Raw genomic sequence first — 18,781 nt, forward strand, 5'->3', positions numbered from 1 at the left:
CGGACTTTTTTTACATTCTTTTTTATATCGCAGCTTGCCAAAAAGCTTCACCTGCTTGAATTGGATCTTGAGTTTCAGCGAGCGTATCAACCCAAACTTGGTATTGATGAATAATAGGGTGTTGGTTTGGGTGGAAATCAGGTTTAAACCAGTCTAAATATTCTCGTTTTTTTGCCGTTAAAATGCCATCTTTCCCAAGCAACCATTTCAAGCCTTGAGCAAACATTTTTAACCTTTCAATTCGAGTAAAGCCATCTTGTTTGAGAAGTCCATGTGTTCTTTGCATGGTAAATCCAAACATCATAAGCGTAACTAAAACCAAGACGGTATAACGTGTAAGGTTTGAAGTCTGCGCTACCTCGATCATGACATCATAAGCAACATCGCGATGTTCCATTTCTTCAATACTATGCCATGCAAATAAACCACGGACAAAAGGATGTGCATGGGCCATCGTACTTTTATGACTGAAAAATGTCGTTGCCATTAAAGCGGTTAAGTGTTCGCATGAAGCGGTAATCGCAATATTAAAACGATCAGGATACCTTTTTAACGCATGTTTGAAACGTTGATTGACTTGATGAATATATTTTTCAATTGGCATACCTTGCTCAATTAAAATTTTATTCATTTTGTCATGGGCAATACCGTGTTGCGCTTCTTGTTGAATAAAGTCTTTCACACGTTTGGCTAAGACAGGATCTTGAATATGCGGTTGAAATAGTCGGACACACTGTATGAAATATCGTTCTCCATCTGGAAATGTCAAACTCAAAGCATCAAATACACGTGTTTTAAAAGGATCGTTGTTAAACCAAAATCGTGGTACTTCGTTAAGTCGGAAATCAAGGTGCTTACGAATCACTGGATGGTATGTGGTAATTGCATTCATTTTATTTTTATCACTTATGCAGAAAGAACAAGTATGTAAAAAAATCACATTAAGGTCATTATCTCTACAGGACAAAAGAAGAGAGAAGGAGATTAAAACTGTAAGTAATGTCGGCTAAATCATCCGAATAAAAATGATTTAGCCGGCGATAGGAATATTATCGAGCTGCTTGCCAGAATGCTTCACCAGCTTGAATTGGATCATTGGTCTCGGCTAATGTTTTTACCCAGACATCATATTGGGCAATCACAGGATGTTGGCTTGGATGAAAGTCTTTTTTAAACCAATCTAAGTATGGACCTTTCATTCTCGTTAACATGCCATTTCGACCGATAAACCATGGAAGTCCTTTGACGGTCATTTTGAAACGGTCTAAACGACTAAATCCGTCATACTTCAACATGATATTGGCACGATAAGTTGTAAATCCAAGCATCATGAAAGTTGTAAATGCCAAAGCAAATTGTCGAGTGAGTTCTGGAACATCGCCGACTTGTTTCATGACATCAAAAGCCACATCACGATGCTCCATCTCTTCGATAGCGTGCCATGCTAAAAGCGCGCGTACATAGGGATGAGCATCTTCAAGGGTTGCTTTTTGACTATAAAAAGTATCAGCCATTAATGCAGTTAAGTGTTCGGCTGCAGCAGTCATGGCAATATTGTATTGAGGTGAACGACGTGTCAGTTCGAATTTAAAAATTTTGTTAAGAACTTTAATAAATTGATCGACAGGCATACCTTGATCTTTCATGACCTGATTCATCTTGTCATGCGCAATTCCATGCTGTGCTTCTTGTCGAATAAAATCTGCGACGCGTTTTTGTAATTCAGGGTCTTTGATTTTATCTCTAAATAATCGAACTGATTCAATGAAGTAGCGCTCTCCGTCTGGGAAAGTTAGACTCAATGCATCAAACATACGGGTTTTGAATGGATCTCCACCAAACCAAAAACGAGGAATTTCTGAGAGCTTGAAATTGAGATTCGTGCGTACGACAGGATCAACCTGATATTTTACCAATGCGTTCATCTTATTTTCATTCATCCGCTTTAGATCGTTTAAGTATGTATGGCATTGGTCTGATTGTTTTGACAGTACTTGCCATTTTTTATACATTTTACGACAAATGAAAATGAATAAAGTCAATTTTGCCTAAAGGAATAGTGCATCGTGAAAGATATTCAAATACCCAATGGATATTTCCATTTATGGCAAACATTTATTCAAGTGAAACAGCTCGATAAAGAGATAAAGACTGCATTAAATCAGGATGTTGATACGCTGAATAAGATTTTGGCAGCACCGATTGCCATGCAATCATCTTATTCTTTTTTCTTAAAGCTTAATTCTCTCACGCAGGTTTATTTGAATCGCGCCAATTATATTTTTGAAATGGCTCAATATGTGAAACCTGAGCATTTTGGTGTGCTTGGATATATGGCGACACGAAGTGAGACGGTGGCGGAAGCACTGAACTATATTTTAAGATTTAGCCGCTTGGTGATTGATGGTGAAGAGATTACACCCATGCAGATCCATCAGGACGGTGAAATACTGATTTTAAGCTGGCCGTTTATTTGTGATGACTATAATTTTATCAATGAGTTGACGAATGCCATGATGGTCTCATTGGCAAAGCAAATATTAGTGCATGATACCTTTCCACTGTATAAAGTGATCATGGCGCATGAAGCTATCGCACCATTGTATGAATATCAAAAGTTCTATGGTTGTCAGGTAGAGTTCAGCCAAGTTGAATATCAGTTTCAAATTCGCACTCAGGGGTTGCAGCTAAAACCCCAACAAGCAGATCCTTCACTTATGCAATTGTTGGTTCAACAAGCGGAAGAGGCGATTGCATCAAAACCCGTGCAATCGAGTCTTGATCGGCAACTCCACTTAATTATTGCTGAGTATTTGCGTATTCGTCACGAAGCGCCAAAGATTGAAGATATTGCGACAGAATTATGTTTGTCGGTGAGGACTTTGCAACGACAATTAAAAGATCGCGGAACATCATTTAAACGCATACTTGAGCAAGAGCGGATGTCACAATGTGAGCGCCTATTAAATCAGGGGCTAGAGTTAACTGATATCGCAGTGCAACTCGGTTACTCAGATCAGTCTGCGCTTGCTAGAGCATTTAAAATGTATAATGGAATAACGCTGTTGCAGTTTAAAAAACAACTTAAACAACGACCAACTCAACACCATAATCTAAGTTAGATTATGGAAATAAAAAAGGTAAGCATGTAGCTTACCTTTAAAGACTTCATTTTTATGCCAGTCTAAAATTGATTCATCTGTATTTTGGGATATCTAAAAGCAATGGAGAGTATAGCAATCACCGCTAAGATCCAGCAGTAAAAAACGTTTTGGATCATTTCCATTGGCGATAATTTTGCAATTGAACACGCCAATAATAATTGTGCGCCAAACGGAATTAAGCCTTGAACAACACAAGAAAAAATATCCAACAAAGCAGCCGAGCGTTTTGGGTCAACACCATATTCTTTAGCAACTTCACGTGCCATATCGCCAGATAGAATAATGGCAACCGTATTATTCGCCACAAAGAAATTAGACAAGATCACCAGAAGGCAAATTCCGATTTCACCAGCTCTTTGCGTCCCCACTTTGAATAAACGCGTAAGTTGATAAATGCGTTGTATTAGCCACTCTAAGCCACCTTCTTTTCGCATAAGGGCAGAAATACCACCGAGTAACATTGAAAGCAATGCGACTTCAAACATGCCCAAAAAGCCATCGTAAATCGCATTATTTAATTTAAGTAGGTTAAAGTCAGGGGCTTGAATCAGACCGACGAGTCCAGACATAACAATGCCCAGCATAAGTACAGCCAACACATGTAATCGGCTAAAAGCCAAAGCAAATACGGCTAAATAAGGCAAAATCAGCCAAAAATTATAGTCATTGAAAGAAATTTGTTGCGTATCACGACTCATCACAAAATAAATCAAAATCGTGAAAAGCGCTGCTGGTACTGCAATCCATACATTGACTTTAAATTTATCCTTTAGTTCTACACGTTGGCTACGAGTTGCAGCGATAGTGGTATCTGAAATCATAGACAAGTTATCACCAAACATGGCTCCTCCAACCACAGCACCAATCGCAACAACAGGATTTATATCGGTGACTTGAGTGAAGCCAAATGCGATCGGCGCACAAGCAGCGATAGTACCCATCGAGGTTCCCATCGCGGTAGCAATAAATGCTGAAATAACAAAGAGCATTGGCAGGACAAAAGTCGAAGGAATGAGAGATAAACCTAATTGTACTGTTGCATCAACACTACCAATGGCGCTACTAATACTGGCAAAAGCACCTGCCAGCATAAAGACCATAAACATTAAAATAAGATTAGGATGGCTTGCCCCACGGAGAAACTCATCTATACCTGTGTTTAATTTGCCACGATAAAGTAATACCGCAAGAATGAGGGCAGGGATAGCAGCAATGGGTGCTTTAATTTGGTAGAAGGCAAACTCAGTGCCAATCAGAGTGTGATAAATACCGCTGCCCAAAAAAATGGCTAAAAACACAATAAGCGGTAGAAGGGCAAGCGCTCGCGGAGAAGCTTTGCCTGGGGAGATTGTGGTCATAACATAAGAAATAAAAGAGTAAGCATGTATAGTATAGAACAGCTTTGGCTAATTCAGAAAAGTTAAAATGTAAGTGCTAAGCTATTTGTTTTTAAACATTTTTAATCAATAAACATAAGTTCATATAAATATTCATGATTTAGAAAAAACAGAAAAAATCGAGCTTTTTGATCATTGTTAAAAAAATCAAAACATTGATAAATATGCACTTGGAATACTTAACTGAAAAGAGTGTTTGGTGCTTTTCATCACACTCTGTTCAATGAGTAAAAAATAGCGTTACAATGGGCCGTCTTGTATTTTACAAAACCAACTCCTCAATTCTATACAATTCAAGGAAAGTACATCCCTATGTCACGTTTAGCCACACGATTTGCACAGCTTAAATCTCAACAGCGTAAGGCTCTAGTTTCTTATGTCATGGCAGGTGACCCTCATCCACACGTAACGGTTCCTTTGTTACATCAAATGGTGGAAGCAGGTGTGGATGTAATTGAACTTGGCTTACCATTTTCAGATCCAATGGCCGATGGTCCAGTGATTGCACTTGCGGCTGAGCGTGCATTGGCAGCCGGTACAAATACATTGGATGCATTGGAAATGGTCAAGCAATTCCGTGAAAAGGACACAGATACACCAGTGGTGTTGATGGGTTATTTGAATCCTGTAGAAGTCATTGGATATGAAAAATTTGTATCAACTGCTCATGACTGTGGTGTGGACGGTATTCTGTTGGTGGACTTACCACCTGAAGAAGCACAAGCGCTCGATGTTGTCTTGAAAAAGTTTGATATGGATCAGATCTTCTTGTTGGCGCCAACATCTACAGATCAACGTATTCAACATGTCGCTAATCAAGCGAGTGGTTTTATTTATTACGTGTCTTTGAAGGGTGTAACAGGTGCAGCGACTTTAGATGTGAATGAAGCTGCTCAACGCATCGAAAAAATCAAGTCGATGACGGATATACCTGTTGGTGTAGGTTTTGGTATTAGTGATGCAGCCTCTGCAAAAGCAATCGGAAGCGCAGCGGATGCGGTCATTGTTGGTAGTGCTTTTGTTAAACCATTTGCACAGACAACTCCTGATCAAGCAGTTGAACAGGCGGTCAATAAAGTCAAGGAGCTTCGAGCAGCGCTCGATGAGTTAGTATGAATCAAGAAGTTAAATCAGGGAAAACTTTAGCACCTGCAACACCTTGGACAGATCGTTCAGTACCAGGTATTCAAATCCCTGATCAACAGCAATCGTTAAAAGCGACGTTTACTGAGCCTACGATTGAATGTCCAGAATGTCATGCTCTGGTGACTCGTACGGCGATGTCTTTCAATGCTTATGTTTGTCCTCAATGTGATGAGCATTTAAAAATGAAAGCACGTGACCGCTTAAATTGGTTCTTTGATCAAACCGCAAAAGAATTAGGTCAAGAGTTTGTTGCAAAAGACCCACTCAAGTTTGTGGATAGCAAAGCTTATCCTGTGCGTATGAAAGAAGCACAAGAGAAAACTGGCGAAACTGAAGCACTCGTGGTGATGGAAGGTCAAATCAAAGGTTTATCTTTAATCGCTTGTGCATTTGAATTTGATTTCATGGGCGGTTCGATGGGTACTGTAGTTGGTGATCGATTTGTACAAGCAGCAGAGCGTGCGATTGAAACCAAACAGCCAATGATTTGTTTTGCTGCCTCTGGTGGTGCTCGTATGCAAGAAGGAATGTTATCTTTAATGCAAATGGCACGTACATCAGCTGCGATTCAAAAAATGAAAGATGCTCGTATTCCGTACATTGTTGTATTAACTCATCCAGTATATGGTGGTGTGACCGCATCTTTAGCCATGTTGGGTGATGTGCATATCGCTGAGCCTAAAGCAATGATTGGTTTCGCTGGTAAACGTGTCATTGAACAGACTGTACGCGAAAAGTTAGAAGAGCCGTTTCAACGTGCTGAATTCTTGCTTGATCATGGTGTAGTCGATCAAATTGTTCATCGTCACGCATTACGTGATACAGTTTATCGTATCGTAGCGAAATTGATGAATTTGCCTTGAACCTCACTGCTCCACTCAGTACAGATAATTTACAAACATGGCTCGATTATTGGAGCCATGTTCACGTTACAGGAATTGATTTAGGGCTTGAACGCGTCATTCCTGTGGCTGAAAAATTGGGCGTTACACACCCGCAAGCGAAAGTCATTACTGTCGCTGGTACGAATGGTAAGGGTTCAACAACCACAACCTTAGCTTCTATTCTGAATGCTCAAGGATATCAAGTCGGTTTGTATCAATCTCCGCATATCTATCGTTTCAATGAGCGTGTAAAACTCGCAGGTCAGGAAGTTTCAGATGAGCTTCTGATCGAAGCATTTGTTCAAGTTGATCAAGCACGACGTGAATGTGATTTAAGTTTATCTTTTTTTGAAGCAACAACCCTTGCAGCTTTTGTCATCTTCAAACAACAGAAATGTGATGTTTGGGTATTGGAAGTTGGACTTGGGGGACGTTTGGATGTTGTGAATGTCGTTAATCCAAAGGTTGCGGTCATTACCAATATTGGATTGGATCACACAGATTGGCTGGGTGACACCATTGAAAAAATTGCTTTTGAGAAAGCGGGTATTATTCGTCCAGATATTCCAGTCATTTTTGGTGGGCAACAAATACTTCCAACATCAATTCAGGATAAAGTCATTGCATGTAATGCGACGCTGTCATGTCTAAATCAGGATTATTTTTATCAAGCAAATGGTGATGGTAAAACTTGGACATTTTCAAGTTCAGCACTGACCTTAAAATTACCATATGGTCAGTTGGCCCTAGATAATGTTTCTACTGCCGTAGCTGCATTATTGGTCAGTGGATTGAAAATTTCTCAAACTGCACTAGAGCAGGGCATTATTCAAGCACATTTACCAGGTCGATTTGAAATAAGGGAAATCGCAGGAAAAACAGTGATTTTCGATGCGGGACATAATCCGCATGGTGTAGAATTTTTGTTAAAGCAATTGCGAAATTATTTAGAATACAATAAACAGTACACAGAAGTTATCGCTGTGTTTTCGATGTTAGCGGATAAAGATATAGATTCAGTCGTTAATTTATTGAAAAACACGGTATTTATGTGGAAAATTGCGCCGATGGATGTGCCTCGTGCAGCACCATTAAAACAATTAAAGTCAGCGCTTCAAGGTGAGACAGTACAACAGTATTCAAATGTACAGGTCGCATTTAAATCAGCACTTGAAGAAACAAAAAATAATCAGCTGATTTTGGTGTGTGGTTCGTTTCATACCTTAGAAGCGGTCTGGGAGTATTTAGAGAATGTCAATGAATAACAAACAACGCTGGATGGGTGGTGTTGTTTTATTGGGTGGTGGTGTTTTATTGGCAGCATTACTTCTAAAAGGCAAAGAAGAGATCCACCAAAATAATGTTGAACAACCGGTTGAAGCTGTTCAACAAAAAAAGAATGAACCTGAAGCAGTACAACTTCAACCTCTCACAGTTGATGTGGAAACTGAAAAGCGTTTACTTGAAGAGCAACGACGTGCTCGTGAGAAAGCTGTGGCAGAGCAAGAGGCGCGTGCTGCTGAATATTTAAGAATGCAACAAGAGGCCGAAGCTGAAGCCGCACGTCGCGCTGCTGAAGAATATGCTGCAATGAATGCTCGTCGAAACGCTGCTCAGCAAAGTTCAGACAATATTCCTCCTGAATTGGTTGAGGATGAAGCTGAAAAGAAAAAGCGTTTGGCTGAAGAAAAACGCATAGCAGAACAGAAGCGTTTAGCTGAGCAAAAAGAACAACAGGCGAAATTCTCAGAAGAACAAAAGCGTAAAGCCGAAGCAGAAAAACGTGCAGCTGAAAAGAAAGCAGCAGAGCAAAAAGCTGCTGAGGAAAAACGTAAAGCAGAAGAAGCGAAGAAGAAAGCTGAAGCTGATAAAAAAGCTGCAGAAGAGAAAAAACGCAAAGCTGCTGAAGAAGCGAAGAAAAAAGCTGAGGCAGAAAAAGCTCGTGATCTGCTGGAAAATGGAGATCGTCAATGGATGGTTCAAGTGGCATTGGCTGCGAATGAGGCGAATGCAGATGCGCTTGCGGCTAAGCTTCGTGCCAAAGGATATAAGGTAACGAAGAGTCCAACGTCGAAAGGTATTCGAATTATGGTTGGTCCATCTAAAGATCGTGATTCGGCAGATGCGTTACGTAAGAAAATTAACAGTGATGCAAGTTTAAATATGAAATCAGCATGGGTGATTGATTGGGTACCACTGGATAAGCGTCAATAGTTTCTTGCTTTGTTTTAGAAAAAAGGATTCAAACTATAATTTGAATCCTTTTTAAATCAATATGTTAAAGATTATAAGCCTTAATCAAAAAAAAGCCTATCTGAGGATAGGCTAAACGCTGAAACTTGATGGTTCGTCAAAATTAATCAAGATCAGGTTGAGGTGTTAAACGTAGATAAGGTGTCACTGCCTTGTACCCTTTAGGGAAGCGTTGTTGAATTTCATTTTCGTCTTTAATAGACGGAACAATCACAACATCTTCACCATGTTGCCAGTTTACAGGGGTTGCCACTTTATAGTTATCTGTTAACTGTAATGAATCTATAACACGTAAAATTTCATGGAAATTGCGACCAGTTGACGCTGGATAAGTAATAATCAAGCGTACTTTTTTATTTGGATCAATGATCACAAGAGATCGGACCGTTAGGGTCTCGTTGGCATTGGGATGGATGAAATCATATAAAGTCGAAACTTTACGATCCTGATCAGCAATGATTGGGAAGTTCACCGTGGTAGACTGAGTTTCATTGATATCTTTAATCCAACCATGATGTGATTCAACATCATCTACAGAGAGAGCAATCGCTTTAACATTACGTTTTTCAAACTCGTCTTTTAGTTTTGCTGTAAAACCTAATTCCGTCGTACATACGGGAGTATAGTCGGCAGGGTGTGAAAATAAAACTCCCCAATGATCTCCTAGCAAATCATAAAAATTAATTACTCCTTCACTTGATTGCTGTTCAAAGTCTGGAGCGGTGTCACCTAAACGTAATGCCATATATACCTCTATTCTTATCAAAACCTTAATGTGCTGAAATTAATATGGCGGAAACTCTTTATAATTAAAAATAGTGTTTTTTTATTTGGTTATGAAAAAAACAGATTTATTTGAATGTCTGAAGGCAAATAAACGTTCGTAAATTTGAATTTGAACGATATATATTTCTGATCAAATTTGCTACATTAACTCGCCGTTGCTCATGCGTCATGGAAAATAATCCAGAAATTTTTTGATTGCATTTGTTTAAAACCCTTGTACTTCAAATTTCTAGCACCATAATAACGTTTGAGAAAAATCATTTTGATAAGTAAGTTTTAGAGAGTCTATATGTTGGCAAGTCTGATCGGAGGAATCTTCGGTACTAAAAACGAGCGCGAATTGAAGCGTATGCGCAAAATTGTCGAAAAGATCAATGCGCTCGAGCCGACGATATCTGTGTTAAGTGATGCAGAATTATCTGCAAAAACAGAAGAATTCAAACAACGTTATAAAAACGGCGAAAGTCTTGATCGCTTGTTACCAGAAGCTTTCGCAGTATGTCGTGAAGCTGGTAAGCGTATTATGGGTATGCGTCATTATGACGTACAGTTGATTGGTGGTATTACCCTACATGAAGGTAAAATTGCAGAAATGCGTACAGGTGAAGGTAAAACCCTAATGGGTACTTTGGCTGTATATTTAAATGCAATTAGTGAACAAGGTGTTCACGTTATTACTGTCAATGATTATCTGGCGCAACGTGATGCTGAGTTAAACCGTCCACTTTATGAATTTTTGGGATTATCTGTTGGGGTGATCTACTCCATGCAGAATCCTGTCGAAAAAGCAGAAGCTTATCGAGCAGACATTACCTACGGTACAAACAACGAATTTGGTTTCGATTATCTTCGTGACAATATGGTGTTCTCGTTAGCCGAGAAAAAACAACGTGGTCTTGCCTATGCGATTATCGATGAGGTTGACTCAATCTTAATTGACGAAGCACGTACTCCACTTATTATTTCGGGTCAAAGCGAAGATTCCTCACAACTTTACGCGGCAATGAATGCGATTCCGCCAAAGTTACATGCTCAAAAAGAAGAAAAAGTTGCAGATGGTGGGCACTTCTGGATCGATGAAAAGCAACGTTCAGTCGAAATCACAGAAGCTGGTTTTGAAGCCATTGAAAGTGAACTTATTGCGATGGGATTATTGGCAGAAGGTGAGAGTCTATATTCTGCAGCCAACTTAAATCTTGTTCATCATGTGACAGCTTCTATTCGCGCACATTACTTGTATCAACGTAACGTGCATTATATTGTCCATGACGGTGAAGTGATTATTGTCGACGAAAATACAGGTCGTACGATGCCTGGTCGTCGTTGGTCTGAAGGTTTACATCAAGCGGTAGAAGCGAAAGAAGGTTTAGAAATTCAACCTGAAAACCAAACGCTTGCAACGACCACATTCCAAAACTATTTCCGTTTATACCGTAAACTTTCAGGTATGACAGGTACAGCAGATACTGAAGCTGCTGAAATGAAAGAAATTTATGGCTTAGATGTGGTGTTGATTCCAACCCATCGTCCAATGATTCGTAAAGATCTGAATGACTTAATTTATTTGAATCGTAATGGTAAATACAATGCGATTATTGAAGAAATTAAGAAAATTCATGAAGCTGGTGTTGCACCGATTTTGATTGGTACGGCAACAATTGAAGCTTCTGAAATCTTATCGGATAAACTGAAAGAAGCGGGTATCGCACACGAAGTACTGAATGCCAAACAGCATGAGCGTGAAGCGGATATTATTGCACAAGCCGGCTCTCCACGTGCCGTGACTATTGCGACCAACATGGCAGGGCGTGGTACGGATATCTTGCTCGGTGGTAACTGGAAAGCGAAACTGGCGAAAATTGAAAATCCAACTCCTGAAGATGAAGCACGTTTAAAAGCAGAATGGGAACAAAATAACCAACTGGTGCTGAATTCTGGTGGTTTACATATTATTGGTTCTGAACGTCATGAATCTCGTCGTATTGATAACCAATTACGTGGTCGTTCAGGTCGTCAAGGTGATCCAGGTGTTTCGCGTTTCTTCTTATCGTTAGAAGATGATTTGATGCGTATCTTTGCGGGTGATCGTGTCGTCGCAATGATGCGTGCAATGGGTCTGCAAGAAAATGAAGCCATTGAACATAAAATGGTGTCTCGTTCGATTGAAAACGCCCAACGTAAGGTTGAAGCACGTAACTTCGATATTCGTAAGAACCTGTTGAAGTATGATGATGTAAATAACGAACAACGTAAAATTATATACTCACAGCGTGATGAAATTCTGGCAGAAAGTACATTGCAAGAATACATCGAGTCAATGCATGAAGAAGTGATGAAAGGGGTGATTGAAACGTATATCCCACCTGAATCAATTCATGATCAGTGGGATGTCCCAGGTCTTGAATCTGCATTACGCTCAGACTTTAATATTGATCTTCCTGTGCAGCAATGGTTGGATCAAGATCGTCGATTAGATGAAGAAGCATTAGCACGTCGTATTACTGATGAGGTTTTACAACGCTATCGTGCGCGTCGTGAACAAATGGGTGCTGAATCTGCAGCAGTGTTAGAACGAAACTTTATGTTAAGTTCTTTAGATCGCCACTGGAAAGATCATTTAGCAGCGATGGATTATTTACGTCAAGGTATTCATTTACGCGGTTATGCGCAAAAGAATCCTGAGCAGGAATATAAGAAAGAAGCATTCAATCTGTTTGTAAATATGTTAGCTGTCATTAAGTCTGATGTTGTGACAGATCTTTCATTAGTACGTTTACCAACGCCTGAAGAGCTGGCAGAAATGGAAGCACAGCAGCAAGCTCAAGCTGAAGCGATGCAACTTTCACTTTCTCATGCTGAAGTTGATGGTTTAACAGGTGAGCAAACAGTTAATACTCAAGAATTGGATCAGAATGAAGTTGAGATTACGCCACCTCAAAGCCGTAATGCACCTTGTCCATGTGGTTCTGGTTTAAAATACAAGCAGTGTCACGGTAAAATCTAAATTTCATGAAGCAGAACTTAGGTTCTGCTTTTTTTATTTTATTATAGTGCTTGGTCAGTTCATGTGAATAAGCATTGCCAATTTTCTCAGTTAATGCTATTTAATTTTGCATGATTTAATATATGGTAGCGACAATGAAAAAAATACTAAAACCGGCTTTATTTGCAGTTTTTGCTTTACCAACTTTTGCATTTGCCAATGCTGATACGAAAACTGTACCTCTAGCGAAAGTTCAAGCAGCTGCGGGTGTTACTCAAGCACAAACTGAAGTTAAAAATGACTCCACAACGGTGATAAGTCCACGCACTGGTATTCGTTACACACTTGGTAATACAGCTGGTCGACCAATCATTCTTCAAACGGCTGCAATAGCACCAGCAACTCCAGCTACAGCAAATCGTATTGTTGCATCAAATCCAGCTCTATCAAGTTCAAGTCAAGAAAAAGCAAAACAAGCCTTATTGGAACAAACTGTATCTAATTAATTTTAGAATTTCGTACAAAAGCCAGTCTTTGACTGGCTTTATTGTTTTTAGGGATCGAGATTTATTTCAAATCATTCATTTCAATCAACCCTAATGCCTTATTCACTCGATTTTTTTTCTAATTTCTAATAAGCTTAGCCATCATTTTTTTTAATTCGGACAATCAAAAATGGCGGTGGGTGACGTATCAATGCCACAAATGCATGTGGTAAAGGGTGTAAGAATTGGCTCAGCAGAAGCGTATGTACGTTACCCAAATCGACGTGACTTGGTTGTATTTGAATTTGCACAAGGCACTCAAGTTGCAGGTGTATTTACCCAAAATGCTTTTTGTGCAGCGCCAGTACATATTTCAAAACTGCATTTGTCTCAAACAAATCCACGTTACCTTGTAATTAATACAGGCAATGCGAATGCAGGTACTGGTCCTAAAGGTATGAAAAATGCAAAGGACACTTGTGCTGAATTTGCCAAAATTGCTGGTGTAAATGAGAACGAGGTTTTGCCATTCTCAACAGGCGTAATTGGTGAACAGTTACCCATGGAGCGTTTGATTGCTGGGTTAAAACCAGCATTTGAGAGTCTTGAAGATGATGTATGGCCTCAGGCAGCATCAGGTATTATGACGACCGATACTTTGCCTAAGGGCGCTTCTGAACAATTTGAAATTGACGGGGTTGTTTATACAATGACGGGTATTTCAAAAGGTGCAGGAATGATCCGTCCTAATATGGCAACGATGTTGTCCTTCGTAGCGACAGATGCGCCTATTGCTCGTGAATTGGTTCAAAAACTATTAAAAACCACGGTTGAACAATCATTTAATCGCATCACAATTGATGGTGATACATCTACTAATGACTCTTGTATTTTTGCAGCAACTGGTCAAGCAGGTGGTGCTGAAATTACATCTGAAGAAGATGCTCGTTATTCTATTGTTTTAGATGTACTTACACGTGTCATGAAGCGCTTGGCTCAGTTAATCGTTCGAGATGGTGAGGGTGCAACCAAATTTATAACTGTTTCAGTTGAAGGTGGTGCAAATACGCAAGAGTGTTGTGATACCGCTTATAGCATTGCACATTCACCTTTGGTAAAAACAGCGTTCTTTGCTTCTGACCCTAACTGGGGGCGTATCTTGGCTGCAATTGGTTATGCTGGTGTCCAAGATTTAAATGTCGACAAAATCCAAGTATGGTTAGATGATGTCCAGATCTGTAAAGATGGTGGTGCAGCGGCAGATTACACAGAAGAGGCTGGTGCTAAAGTGATGAATCAATCAGAAATTACTATTCGCGTTGATTTGGGCCGTGGTTCTGCCAAAGATACGGTTTACACCTGTGATTTGTCATATGATTATGTCAAGATCAACGCAGATTATCGTTCTTAAATAAATTAAGCCTCCCTGTTGAGGCTTTTTATTTATCAAATTTTAATGATTGGTCAAATCCAATCGGTGTGTAATTGCTTATATTGATAAGCGCTATGGATAGAGATGCAAATAATGAATGATGCAACCAATTTAATTGCAAATGATGCGAAAGCAATTGTTCAAGCTCATTTAGACCTGATTGGTGAATCTAACAATCAAGATTTAACACCAGAGTTAAAGCAGCAAAAATTTGCTGAGATCCAGGCTGAATTGGAAAAGCGTAATGCGGTATTGGTTGCTCATTATTATTGTGATCCGGTCGTACAGGAGCTTGCGGAACTTACTGGTGGTTGTGTTTCAGATTCACTTGAAATGGCACGTTTTGGACGTGATCATGATGCGACAACACTCGTTGTGGCTGGTGTGAAGTTTATGGGTGAAACTTCTAAAATTTTATCACCTAACAAAACCATTTTAATGCCTACTTTAGAGGCAACTTGTTCACTCGATCTAGGTTGTCCTGTAGATGAGTTTACCAAGTTCTGTGATGCTCATCCTGATCATACTGTTGTGGTTTATGCAAATACCTCAGCTGCGGTAAAAGCACGTGCAGATTGGGTGGTAACATCAAGTTGTGCTGTCGAAATTGTTGAGCATTTAGATAGTTTAGGTGAAAAAATTATTTGGGCACCTGATCAGCATTTAGGACGTTACATTCAAAAGAAAACTGGAGCGGATATGTTGCTCTGGGATGGTTCTTGTATCGTACATGAAGAATTTAGAGCACGTGGCATCGCTCAGATGAAAGCCATCTATCCTGATGCTGCAGTTTTAGTCCATCCTGAATCACCAGAATCGGTAATTGATGTTGCTGACGCAGTAGGAAGTACCTCACAATTGATTAAAGCTGCAAAAGAACTACCGCATGAAACAATGATTGTTGCGACCGATCGCGGTATTTTTTATAAGATGCAGCAAATGGTGCCGAATAAGACTTTGATTGAGGCTCCTACGGCAGGTGAGGGAGCGACTTGTCGTTCTTGTGCACACTGTCCATGGATGGCAATGAATGAATTGGATGGCATTTTACATGTTTTACGACATGGTGATCAAGAAGTCCATGTTGATCCCGCTTTAGCAGAGCGTGCTAAATTACCATTAGATCGAATGTTAAACTTTAGTGCGTCATTAAAGCGTTAATATTAGTCAAAATGCTTGATAAATATACATTTGAAGTGTTTTTTTGATTTTTTTTGAAGATAGGTGTTGACGTTATCCAGCGTCACGCCTAGAATGCACACCGTACCGAACGATACATCAAACGATAAGTTGAACGGTACAAAAGCTGAGATGAATCGGAGTATAGCACAGCCTGGTAGTGCACCTGGTTTGGGACCAGGGGGTCGTAGGTTCGAATCCTACTGCTCCGACCAATTCTTCAAGGCAAAGGTTTTCCAATGATCTCGCAATCATGGGTAATGCGCCTGTAGCTCAGTTGGATAGAGCATCCGCCTTCTAAGCGGATGGTCACAGGTTCGAATCCTGTCAGGCGCGCCATTGGTCGCTTGATTTTATAGAACCAAATTTTGTGATGGTGGATGTAGCTCAGTTGGTAGAGCCCCGGATTGTGATTCCGGTTGTCGCGGGTTCGAATCCCGTCATTCACCCCAACACAAACCGATGTAATCGGAGTATAGCACAGCCTGGTAGTGCACCTGGTTTGGGACCAGGGGGTCGTAGGTTCGAATCCTACTGCTCCGACCATTTATTTCATTATAAATGGTCAGATAAAATATACCGCGTTAAGCGGTTTTTTTATATCTGATTTTTGCTGTTAAAAAAAGATCCTATTAGGATCTTTTTTTGTTGAGTGTTTAAGGCACGATAATAACAGCAACGCGTCTATTTTCTGCATGGGCAGCGTCAGTATTTGCAGTATTAATAGGTTGGGTTGAACCGCGACCAATGGTTTGGATATGAGCAGGTTTAAAACCCTCTTCGATAAAAATAGTGCTTACGCTTCGGGCACGGCTTTCAGAAAGTTTAAAATTATAATCTGGATTGCCAATAAGATCGGTATGACCGACGATACGGACTTTCTTTAAATTGTATTTTTGTAGTTGTGCTGCGAGATGTTGAATCTGTTCACGATTTTTTTGAGAGATTTCAGCCTGATCGAAATCGAAAAGAAGTCGTTCGGGGAGTCCTAAACTCCAGCCTTCCTCTGTGAGGACGAAACCTTGTTGTTTTAACATTTTTACTTGTTTATAGCTTAAAGATCCCATACCCAAGCATGCACTTAATCCTATACAAAGAATGCTCATGATAAAAAGTTTGAAACTACGATTGAGCATAGGTATTAATCCTCAGTAAAAATTCTATTGTTGAAATATGTGCCAATGATGTTTTAGATTCTTCGCTTTGTACATCGCTTGGTCTGCTTGAGAAATTAAGTCCTCAGGGGTATGAGCTTCTTTAGCCAAAGCAATACCAAGACTAAAACTAAAATGGATTGATTGTCCGTTATATTTTAAGGGCTCATCAGAACATTTTATAAGATTTTCGGCAATCGAAATTAAGTGATCAACCTGACTGACAGGACTTAGGATAATTGCAAATTCATCCCCGCTTAATCTTGCGACAAAATCATTTTGACGTGTGTTTTGTTTTAATCGTTTTGCCATTTCTTTCAACACTTCATCCCCCACTAAATGACCATATTGATCGTTAATAGACTTAAATTTATTGTTATCTATAAAAATCAAAACAGTATTTTCACGTTTATCAGGCTGATCGAAAAGGCTACACAAAACTTTATAAAAGTAATGTCGGTTTGGTAATTGTGTTAATTCATCATGTTGTACTTGATAATTAAGCTGAGTATTTTCAGACTGTAACTGATTGTGCCAAGATTGAATTTCTTCTAATAGTTGATTAAATACTGAGTTTAGATGATGAAATTCTTGAATATCATTTTTTGGAAAGCGGAGATTATATGCTTTTTGTTGACTCACTAATTGTGCTGTATGAATAATTGGTGATATAGAATTCATAATATGACGATAGGTTGCATTAACCGACCACCATAAGGCGAAAATCATAAAAAGCATACCTAAAATCAAGGCTAAGCAAATCTTGATAATGAATAAAATGATATCTTGAGAACTGCCGAATAGATGAAGCTCACCGACCAATTGTCCATTGTGAGTAACTTCAATTTGAATCGGCTTAGAAAAAAATAATCCATCAAACCAAGTTTGAAGTTCTGAATGGCGATCGATCAGTTTACTGCTTTCAGTTATTTTAACTTTACTGCTATCCAATACTTGGATAAGGCGAATTGAATGTTGTTGTGTGTACTCGTGTAAAATATTGTCTAAAGTGTATTTATCTTGGAAAACAAGAGCAGGTTGAATGCGTTCCGCAATTGTGCGACTCACTAAGGTTAAGTTTTGATTGGCGTATGATTTCACCGTAAAAATTGAAATCGTTGCAAAAATTAAAGTGCAGATCAAAAAAGTAATCGCAAAAATTAAAAATTGTGATCTTCTAAATAGTGATTGGAGTGAAGTTAATCCAAAAAATTTATCAATCATCTGAATTACTCCATTTCTGTGCAAGAAGTAATACACGAGGATCAACGTGGATTTTGGTTTTTGCAAGACTGTCTAAATTGACTTTAAATTTTGTAATACCTGCTTTATTGCTATAGAGACAGAAAACACTTCCAACCTCGCAATCTTCATTATTTGTTGAAAACGAGAGAATTGACTTATTTAGTGATTCTCGGATGAGTTTTTGTTCGACTGTTGGAGAAGATTTAGAGAAAAATATAACATCACAATTGGTCTTGTTTAATTCATAATCATGAATATTTTGTGCTTTGATATTTGAATTTTGCTTTTGAATAGTTTGATTAAACTCTGCTAATGCCACAGTGTTATCAATTAGACATAAATCTGGTTGTGGAGATGAAATTTTGGCATAGCTCAAAATAGATAGAGTCATTTGATAAATGTTCTGGTTGGAATTGGCATGGCTAAAGCTGCACATCAAAAGCAGTAGGGAGATCAATACGGCTTTTTTGATTTTAAATATAGCCATTTAGTAACATAGTTCTAGTCAGTTAAATAATAGTGACTATTCTAATCTAATTTTAATAAAGTTAAAGTGTTCGATTTTTTATCAATATCATACTGAATGATGTGAATTTGACTATTAAATGCCCACTCAACACTCATAATTTAAAAAAATACTAAAATATTGAAAAAAGAGGTTGCATTGGATATG

The 18,781-nt window shown here is 39.1% G+C and carries 16 protein-coding genes and 4 tRNA genes; 13 read left to right on the forward strand and 7 right to left on the reverse strand.

Annotated features, from left to right (window positions below):
• Nucleotides 1–22: 22 nt before the first annotated feature.
• Both AC1M85_RS03175 and AC1M85_RS03180 read right to left on the reverse strand, forming a co-directional pair.
• Nucleotides 23–892 (reverse strand): metal-dependent hydrolase, encoded by an 870-nt coding sequence (locus tag AC1M85_RS03175; RefSeq protein WP_488213538.1) that lies wholly within the window; start codon nt 890–892, stop codon nt 23–25.
• A gap of 157 nt (nt 893–1,049) precedes the next feature.
• On the reverse strand, nt 1,050–1,925 hold the full coding sequence (locus AC1M85_RS03180) for a metal-dependent hydrolase (protein WP_035267930.1): 876 nt from the start codon (nt 1,923–1,925) through the stop codon (nt 1,050–1,052).
• A gap of 141 nt (nt 1,926–2,066) precedes the next feature.
• Between AC1M85_RS03180 and AC1M85_RS03185 the strand changes: the two genes are divergently transcribed.
• Nucleotides 2,067–3,122, forward strand: a complete 1,056-nt coding sequence (locus tag AC1M85_RS03185; RefSeq protein ID WP_488213539.1) for a helix-turn-helix domain-containing protein — start codon at nt 2,067–2,069, stop codon at nt 3,120–3,122.
• Between the two features lie 62 nt (nt 3,123–3,184).
• Here AC1M85_RS03185 and AC1M85_RS03190 read toward each other — a convergent pair whose 3' ends face one another.
• A complete protein-coding gene (locus AC1M85_RS03190; RefSeq protein ID WP_488213540.1) occupies nt 3,185–4,522 on the reverse strand; it encodes a Na+/H+ antiporter NhaC family protein in 1,338 nt (445 codons plus the stop codon).
• A 351-nt stretch (nt 4,523–4,873) separates the two neighbouring features.
• Here AC1M85_RS03190 and trpA point away from each other — a divergent pair, with 351 nt between their 5' ends.
• Genes trpA through AC1M85_RS03210 form a run of 4 tightly spaced genes read left to right on the forward strand, consistent with a single transcriptional unit; the run spans nt 4,874 to nt 8,805 of the window.
• Nucleotides 4,874–5,677, forward strand: a complete 804-nt coding sequence (gene trpA / locus AC1M85_RS03195) for a tryptophan synthase subunit alpha (protein ID WP_488213541.1) — start codon at nt 4,874–4,876, stop codon at nt 5,675–5,677.
• Complete coding sequence (accD, locus tag AC1M85_RS03200) at nt 5,674–6,570, forward strand: acetyl-CoA carboxylase, carboxyltransferase subunit beta (RefSeq protein ID WP_035267924.1); 897 nt, start codon at nt 5,674–5,676, stop codon at nt 6,568–6,570. Before trpA ends, accD begins: the two co-directional genes overlap by 4 nt.
• A complete protein-coding gene (gene folC, locus AC1M85_RS03205; protein WP_488213542.1) occupies nt 6,567–7,856 on the forward strand; it encodes a bifunctional tetrahydrofolate synthase/dihydrofolate synthase in 1,290 nt (429 codons plus the stop codon). The genes accD and folC overlap by 4 nt, the downstream gene beginning before the upstream one ends.
• Entirely contained in the window at nt 7,843–8,805 is a 963-nt protein-coding gene (locus AC1M85_RS03210; protein ID WP_481592339.1) for an SPOR domain-containing protein, read from the forward strand. Before folC ends, AC1M85_RS03210 begins: the two co-directional genes overlap by 14 nt.
• 142 nt (nt 8,806–8,947) lie before the next feature.
• Here AC1M85_RS03210 and AC1M85_RS03215 read toward each other — a convergent pair whose 3' ends face one another.
• On the reverse strand, nt 8,948–9,589 hold the full coding sequence (locus AC1M85_RS03215; RefSeq protein ID WP_488213543.1) for a peroxiredoxin: 642 nt from the start codon (nt 9,587–9,589) through the stop codon (nt 8,948–8,950).
• A gap of 330 nt (nt 9,590–9,919) precedes the next feature.
• On the opposite strand from AC1M85_RS03215, the gene secA reads away from it, so the two are divergent.
• The 8 genes from secA (at nt 9,920) to AC1M85_RS03255 (ending at nt 16,255) form a co-directional block, all read left to right on the forward strand.
• Nucleotides 9,920–12,634: a preprotein translocase subunit SecA gene (secA, locus tag AC1M85_RS03220; RefSeq protein WP_488213544.1), complete on the forward strand. Its 2,715-nt coding sequence runs from the start codon at nt 9,920–9,922 to the stop codon at nt 12,632–12,634.
• Between the two features lie 134 nt (nt 12,635–12,768).
• Nucleotides 12,769–13,119 (forward strand): hypothetical protein, encoded by a 351-nt coding sequence (locus AC1M85_RS03225; protein ID WP_488213545.1) that lies wholly within the window; start codon nt 12,769–12,771, stop codon nt 13,117–13,119.
• A 169-nt stretch (nt 13,120–13,288) separates the two neighbouring features.
• The gene (argJ, locus tag AC1M85_RS03230) at nt 13,289–14,509 is read left to right on the forward strand and encodes a bifunctional glutamate N-acetyltransferase/amino-acid acetyltransferase ArgJ (protein ID WP_488213546.1); all 1,221 of its coding nucleotides are present in this window, start codon (nt 13,289–13,291) and stop codon (nt 14,507–14,509) included.
• A 114-nt stretch (nt 14,510–14,623) separates the two neighbouring features.
• The gene (gene nadA / locus AC1M85_RS03235; protein ID WP_481590904.1) at nt 14,624–15,691 is read left to right on the forward strand and encodes a quinolinate synthase NadA; all 1,068 of its coding nucleotides are present in this window, start codon (nt 14,624–14,626) and stop codon (nt 15,689–15,691) included.
• A gap of 156 nt (nt 15,692–15,847) precedes the next feature.
• A tRNA-Pro gene (locus AC1M85_RS03240) sits at nt 15,848–15,924 on the forward strand.
• A gap of 47 nt (nt 15,925–15,971) precedes the next feature.
• Nucleotides 15,972–16,048, forward strand: a tRNA-Arg gene (locus AC1M85_RS03245).
• A 37-nt stretch (nt 16,049–16,085) separates the two neighbouring features.
• Nucleotides 16,086–16,161, forward strand: a tRNA-His gene (locus AC1M85_RS03250).
• Between the two features lie 17 nt (nt 16,162–16,178).
• Nucleotides 16,179–16,255: transfer RNA gene (locus tag AC1M85_RS03255), tRNA-Pro, on the forward strand.
• Nucleotides 16,256–16,365: 110 nt separating this feature from the next.
• Here the strand turns inward: AC1M85_RS03255 and yfiB are convergent.
• From yfiB to yfiR, 3 genes are read right to left on the reverse strand one after another with little or no spacing between them, the layout of a single operon-like run.
• Complete coding sequence (gene yfiB, locus AC1M85_RS03260; RefSeq protein WP_481590901.1) at nt 16,366–16,845, reverse strand: outer membrane lipoprotein YfiB; 480 nt, start codon at nt 16,843–16,845, stop codon at nt 16,366–16,368.
• A 24-nt stretch (nt 16,846–16,869) separates the two neighbouring features.
• Nucleotides 16,870–18,087 (reverse strand): diguanylate cyclase DgcN/YfiN, encoded by a 1,218-nt coding sequence (gene dgcN / locus AC1M85_RS03265; protein WP_481610406.1) that lies wholly within the window; start codon nt 18,085–18,087, stop codon nt 16,870–16,872.
• Nucleotides 18,080–18,499, reverse strand: coding sequence for a regulatory sequestration protein YfiR (gene yfiR / locus AC1M85_RS03270; RefSeq protein ID WP_488213547.1), 420 nt, complete (start codon nt 18,497–18,499; stop codon nt 18,080–18,082). The genes dgcN and yfiR overlap by 8 nt, the downstream gene beginning before the upstream one ends.
• Between the last annotated feature and the right edge of the window lie 282 nt (nt 18,500–18,781).

Source organism: Acinetobacter sp. 24-47-64 (assembly GCF_057737055.1).

Coding starts and splice junctions, on each gene's coding strand:
- AC1M85_RS03190 (WP_488213540.1), bottom strand. CDS start 4,522: ATGACCACAATCTCCCCAGGCAAAGCTTCTCCGCGAGCGCTTGCCCTT.
- yfiR (WP_488213547.1), bottom strand. CDS start 18,499: ATGACTCTATCTATTTTGAGCTATGCCAAAATTTCATCTCCACAACCA.
- AC1M85_RS03225 (WP_488213545.1), top strand. CDS start 12,769: ATGAAAAAAATACTAAAACCGGCTTTATTTGCAGTTTTTGCTTTACCA.
- nadA (WP_481590904.1), top strand. CDS start 14,624: ATGAATGATGCAACCAATTTAATTGCAAATGATGCGAAAGCAATTGTT.
- AC1M85_RS03215 (WP_488213543.1), bottom strand. CDS start 9,589: ATGGCATTACGTTTAGGTGACACCGCTCCAGACTTTGAACAGCAATCA.
- AC1M85_RS03210 (WP_481592339.1), top strand. CDS start 7,843: ATGTCAATGAATAACAAACAACGCTGGATGGGTGGTGTTGTTTTATTG.
- secA (WP_488213544.1), top strand. CDS start 9,920: ATGTTGGCAAGTCTGATCGGAGGAATCTTCGGTACTAAAAACGAGCGC.
- argJ (WP_488213546.1), top strand. CDS start 13,289: ATGGCGGTGGGTGACGTATCAATGCCACAAATGCATGTGGTAAAGGGT.
- trpA (WP_488213541.1), top strand. CDS start 4,874: ATGTCACGTTTAGCCACACGATTTGCACAGCTTAAATCTCAACAGCGT.
- accD (WP_035267924.1), top strand. CDS start 5,674: ATGAATCAAGAAGTTAAATCAGGGAAAACTTTAGCACCTGCAACACCT.
- AC1M85_RS03175 (WP_488213538.1), bottom strand. CDS start 892: ATGAATGCAATTACCACATACCATCCAGTGATTCGTAAGCACCTTGAT.
- dgcN (WP_481610406.1), bottom strand. CDS start 18,087: ATGATTGATAAATTTTTTGGATTAACTTCACTCCAATCACTATTTAGA.
- AC1M85_RS03180 (WP_035267930.1), bottom strand. CDS start 1,925: ATGAACGCATTGGTAAAATATCAGGTTGATCCTGTCGTACGCACGAAT.
- yfiB (WP_481590901.1), bottom strand. CDS start 16,845: ATGCTCAATCGTAGTTTCAAACTTTTTATCATGAGCATTCTTTGTATA.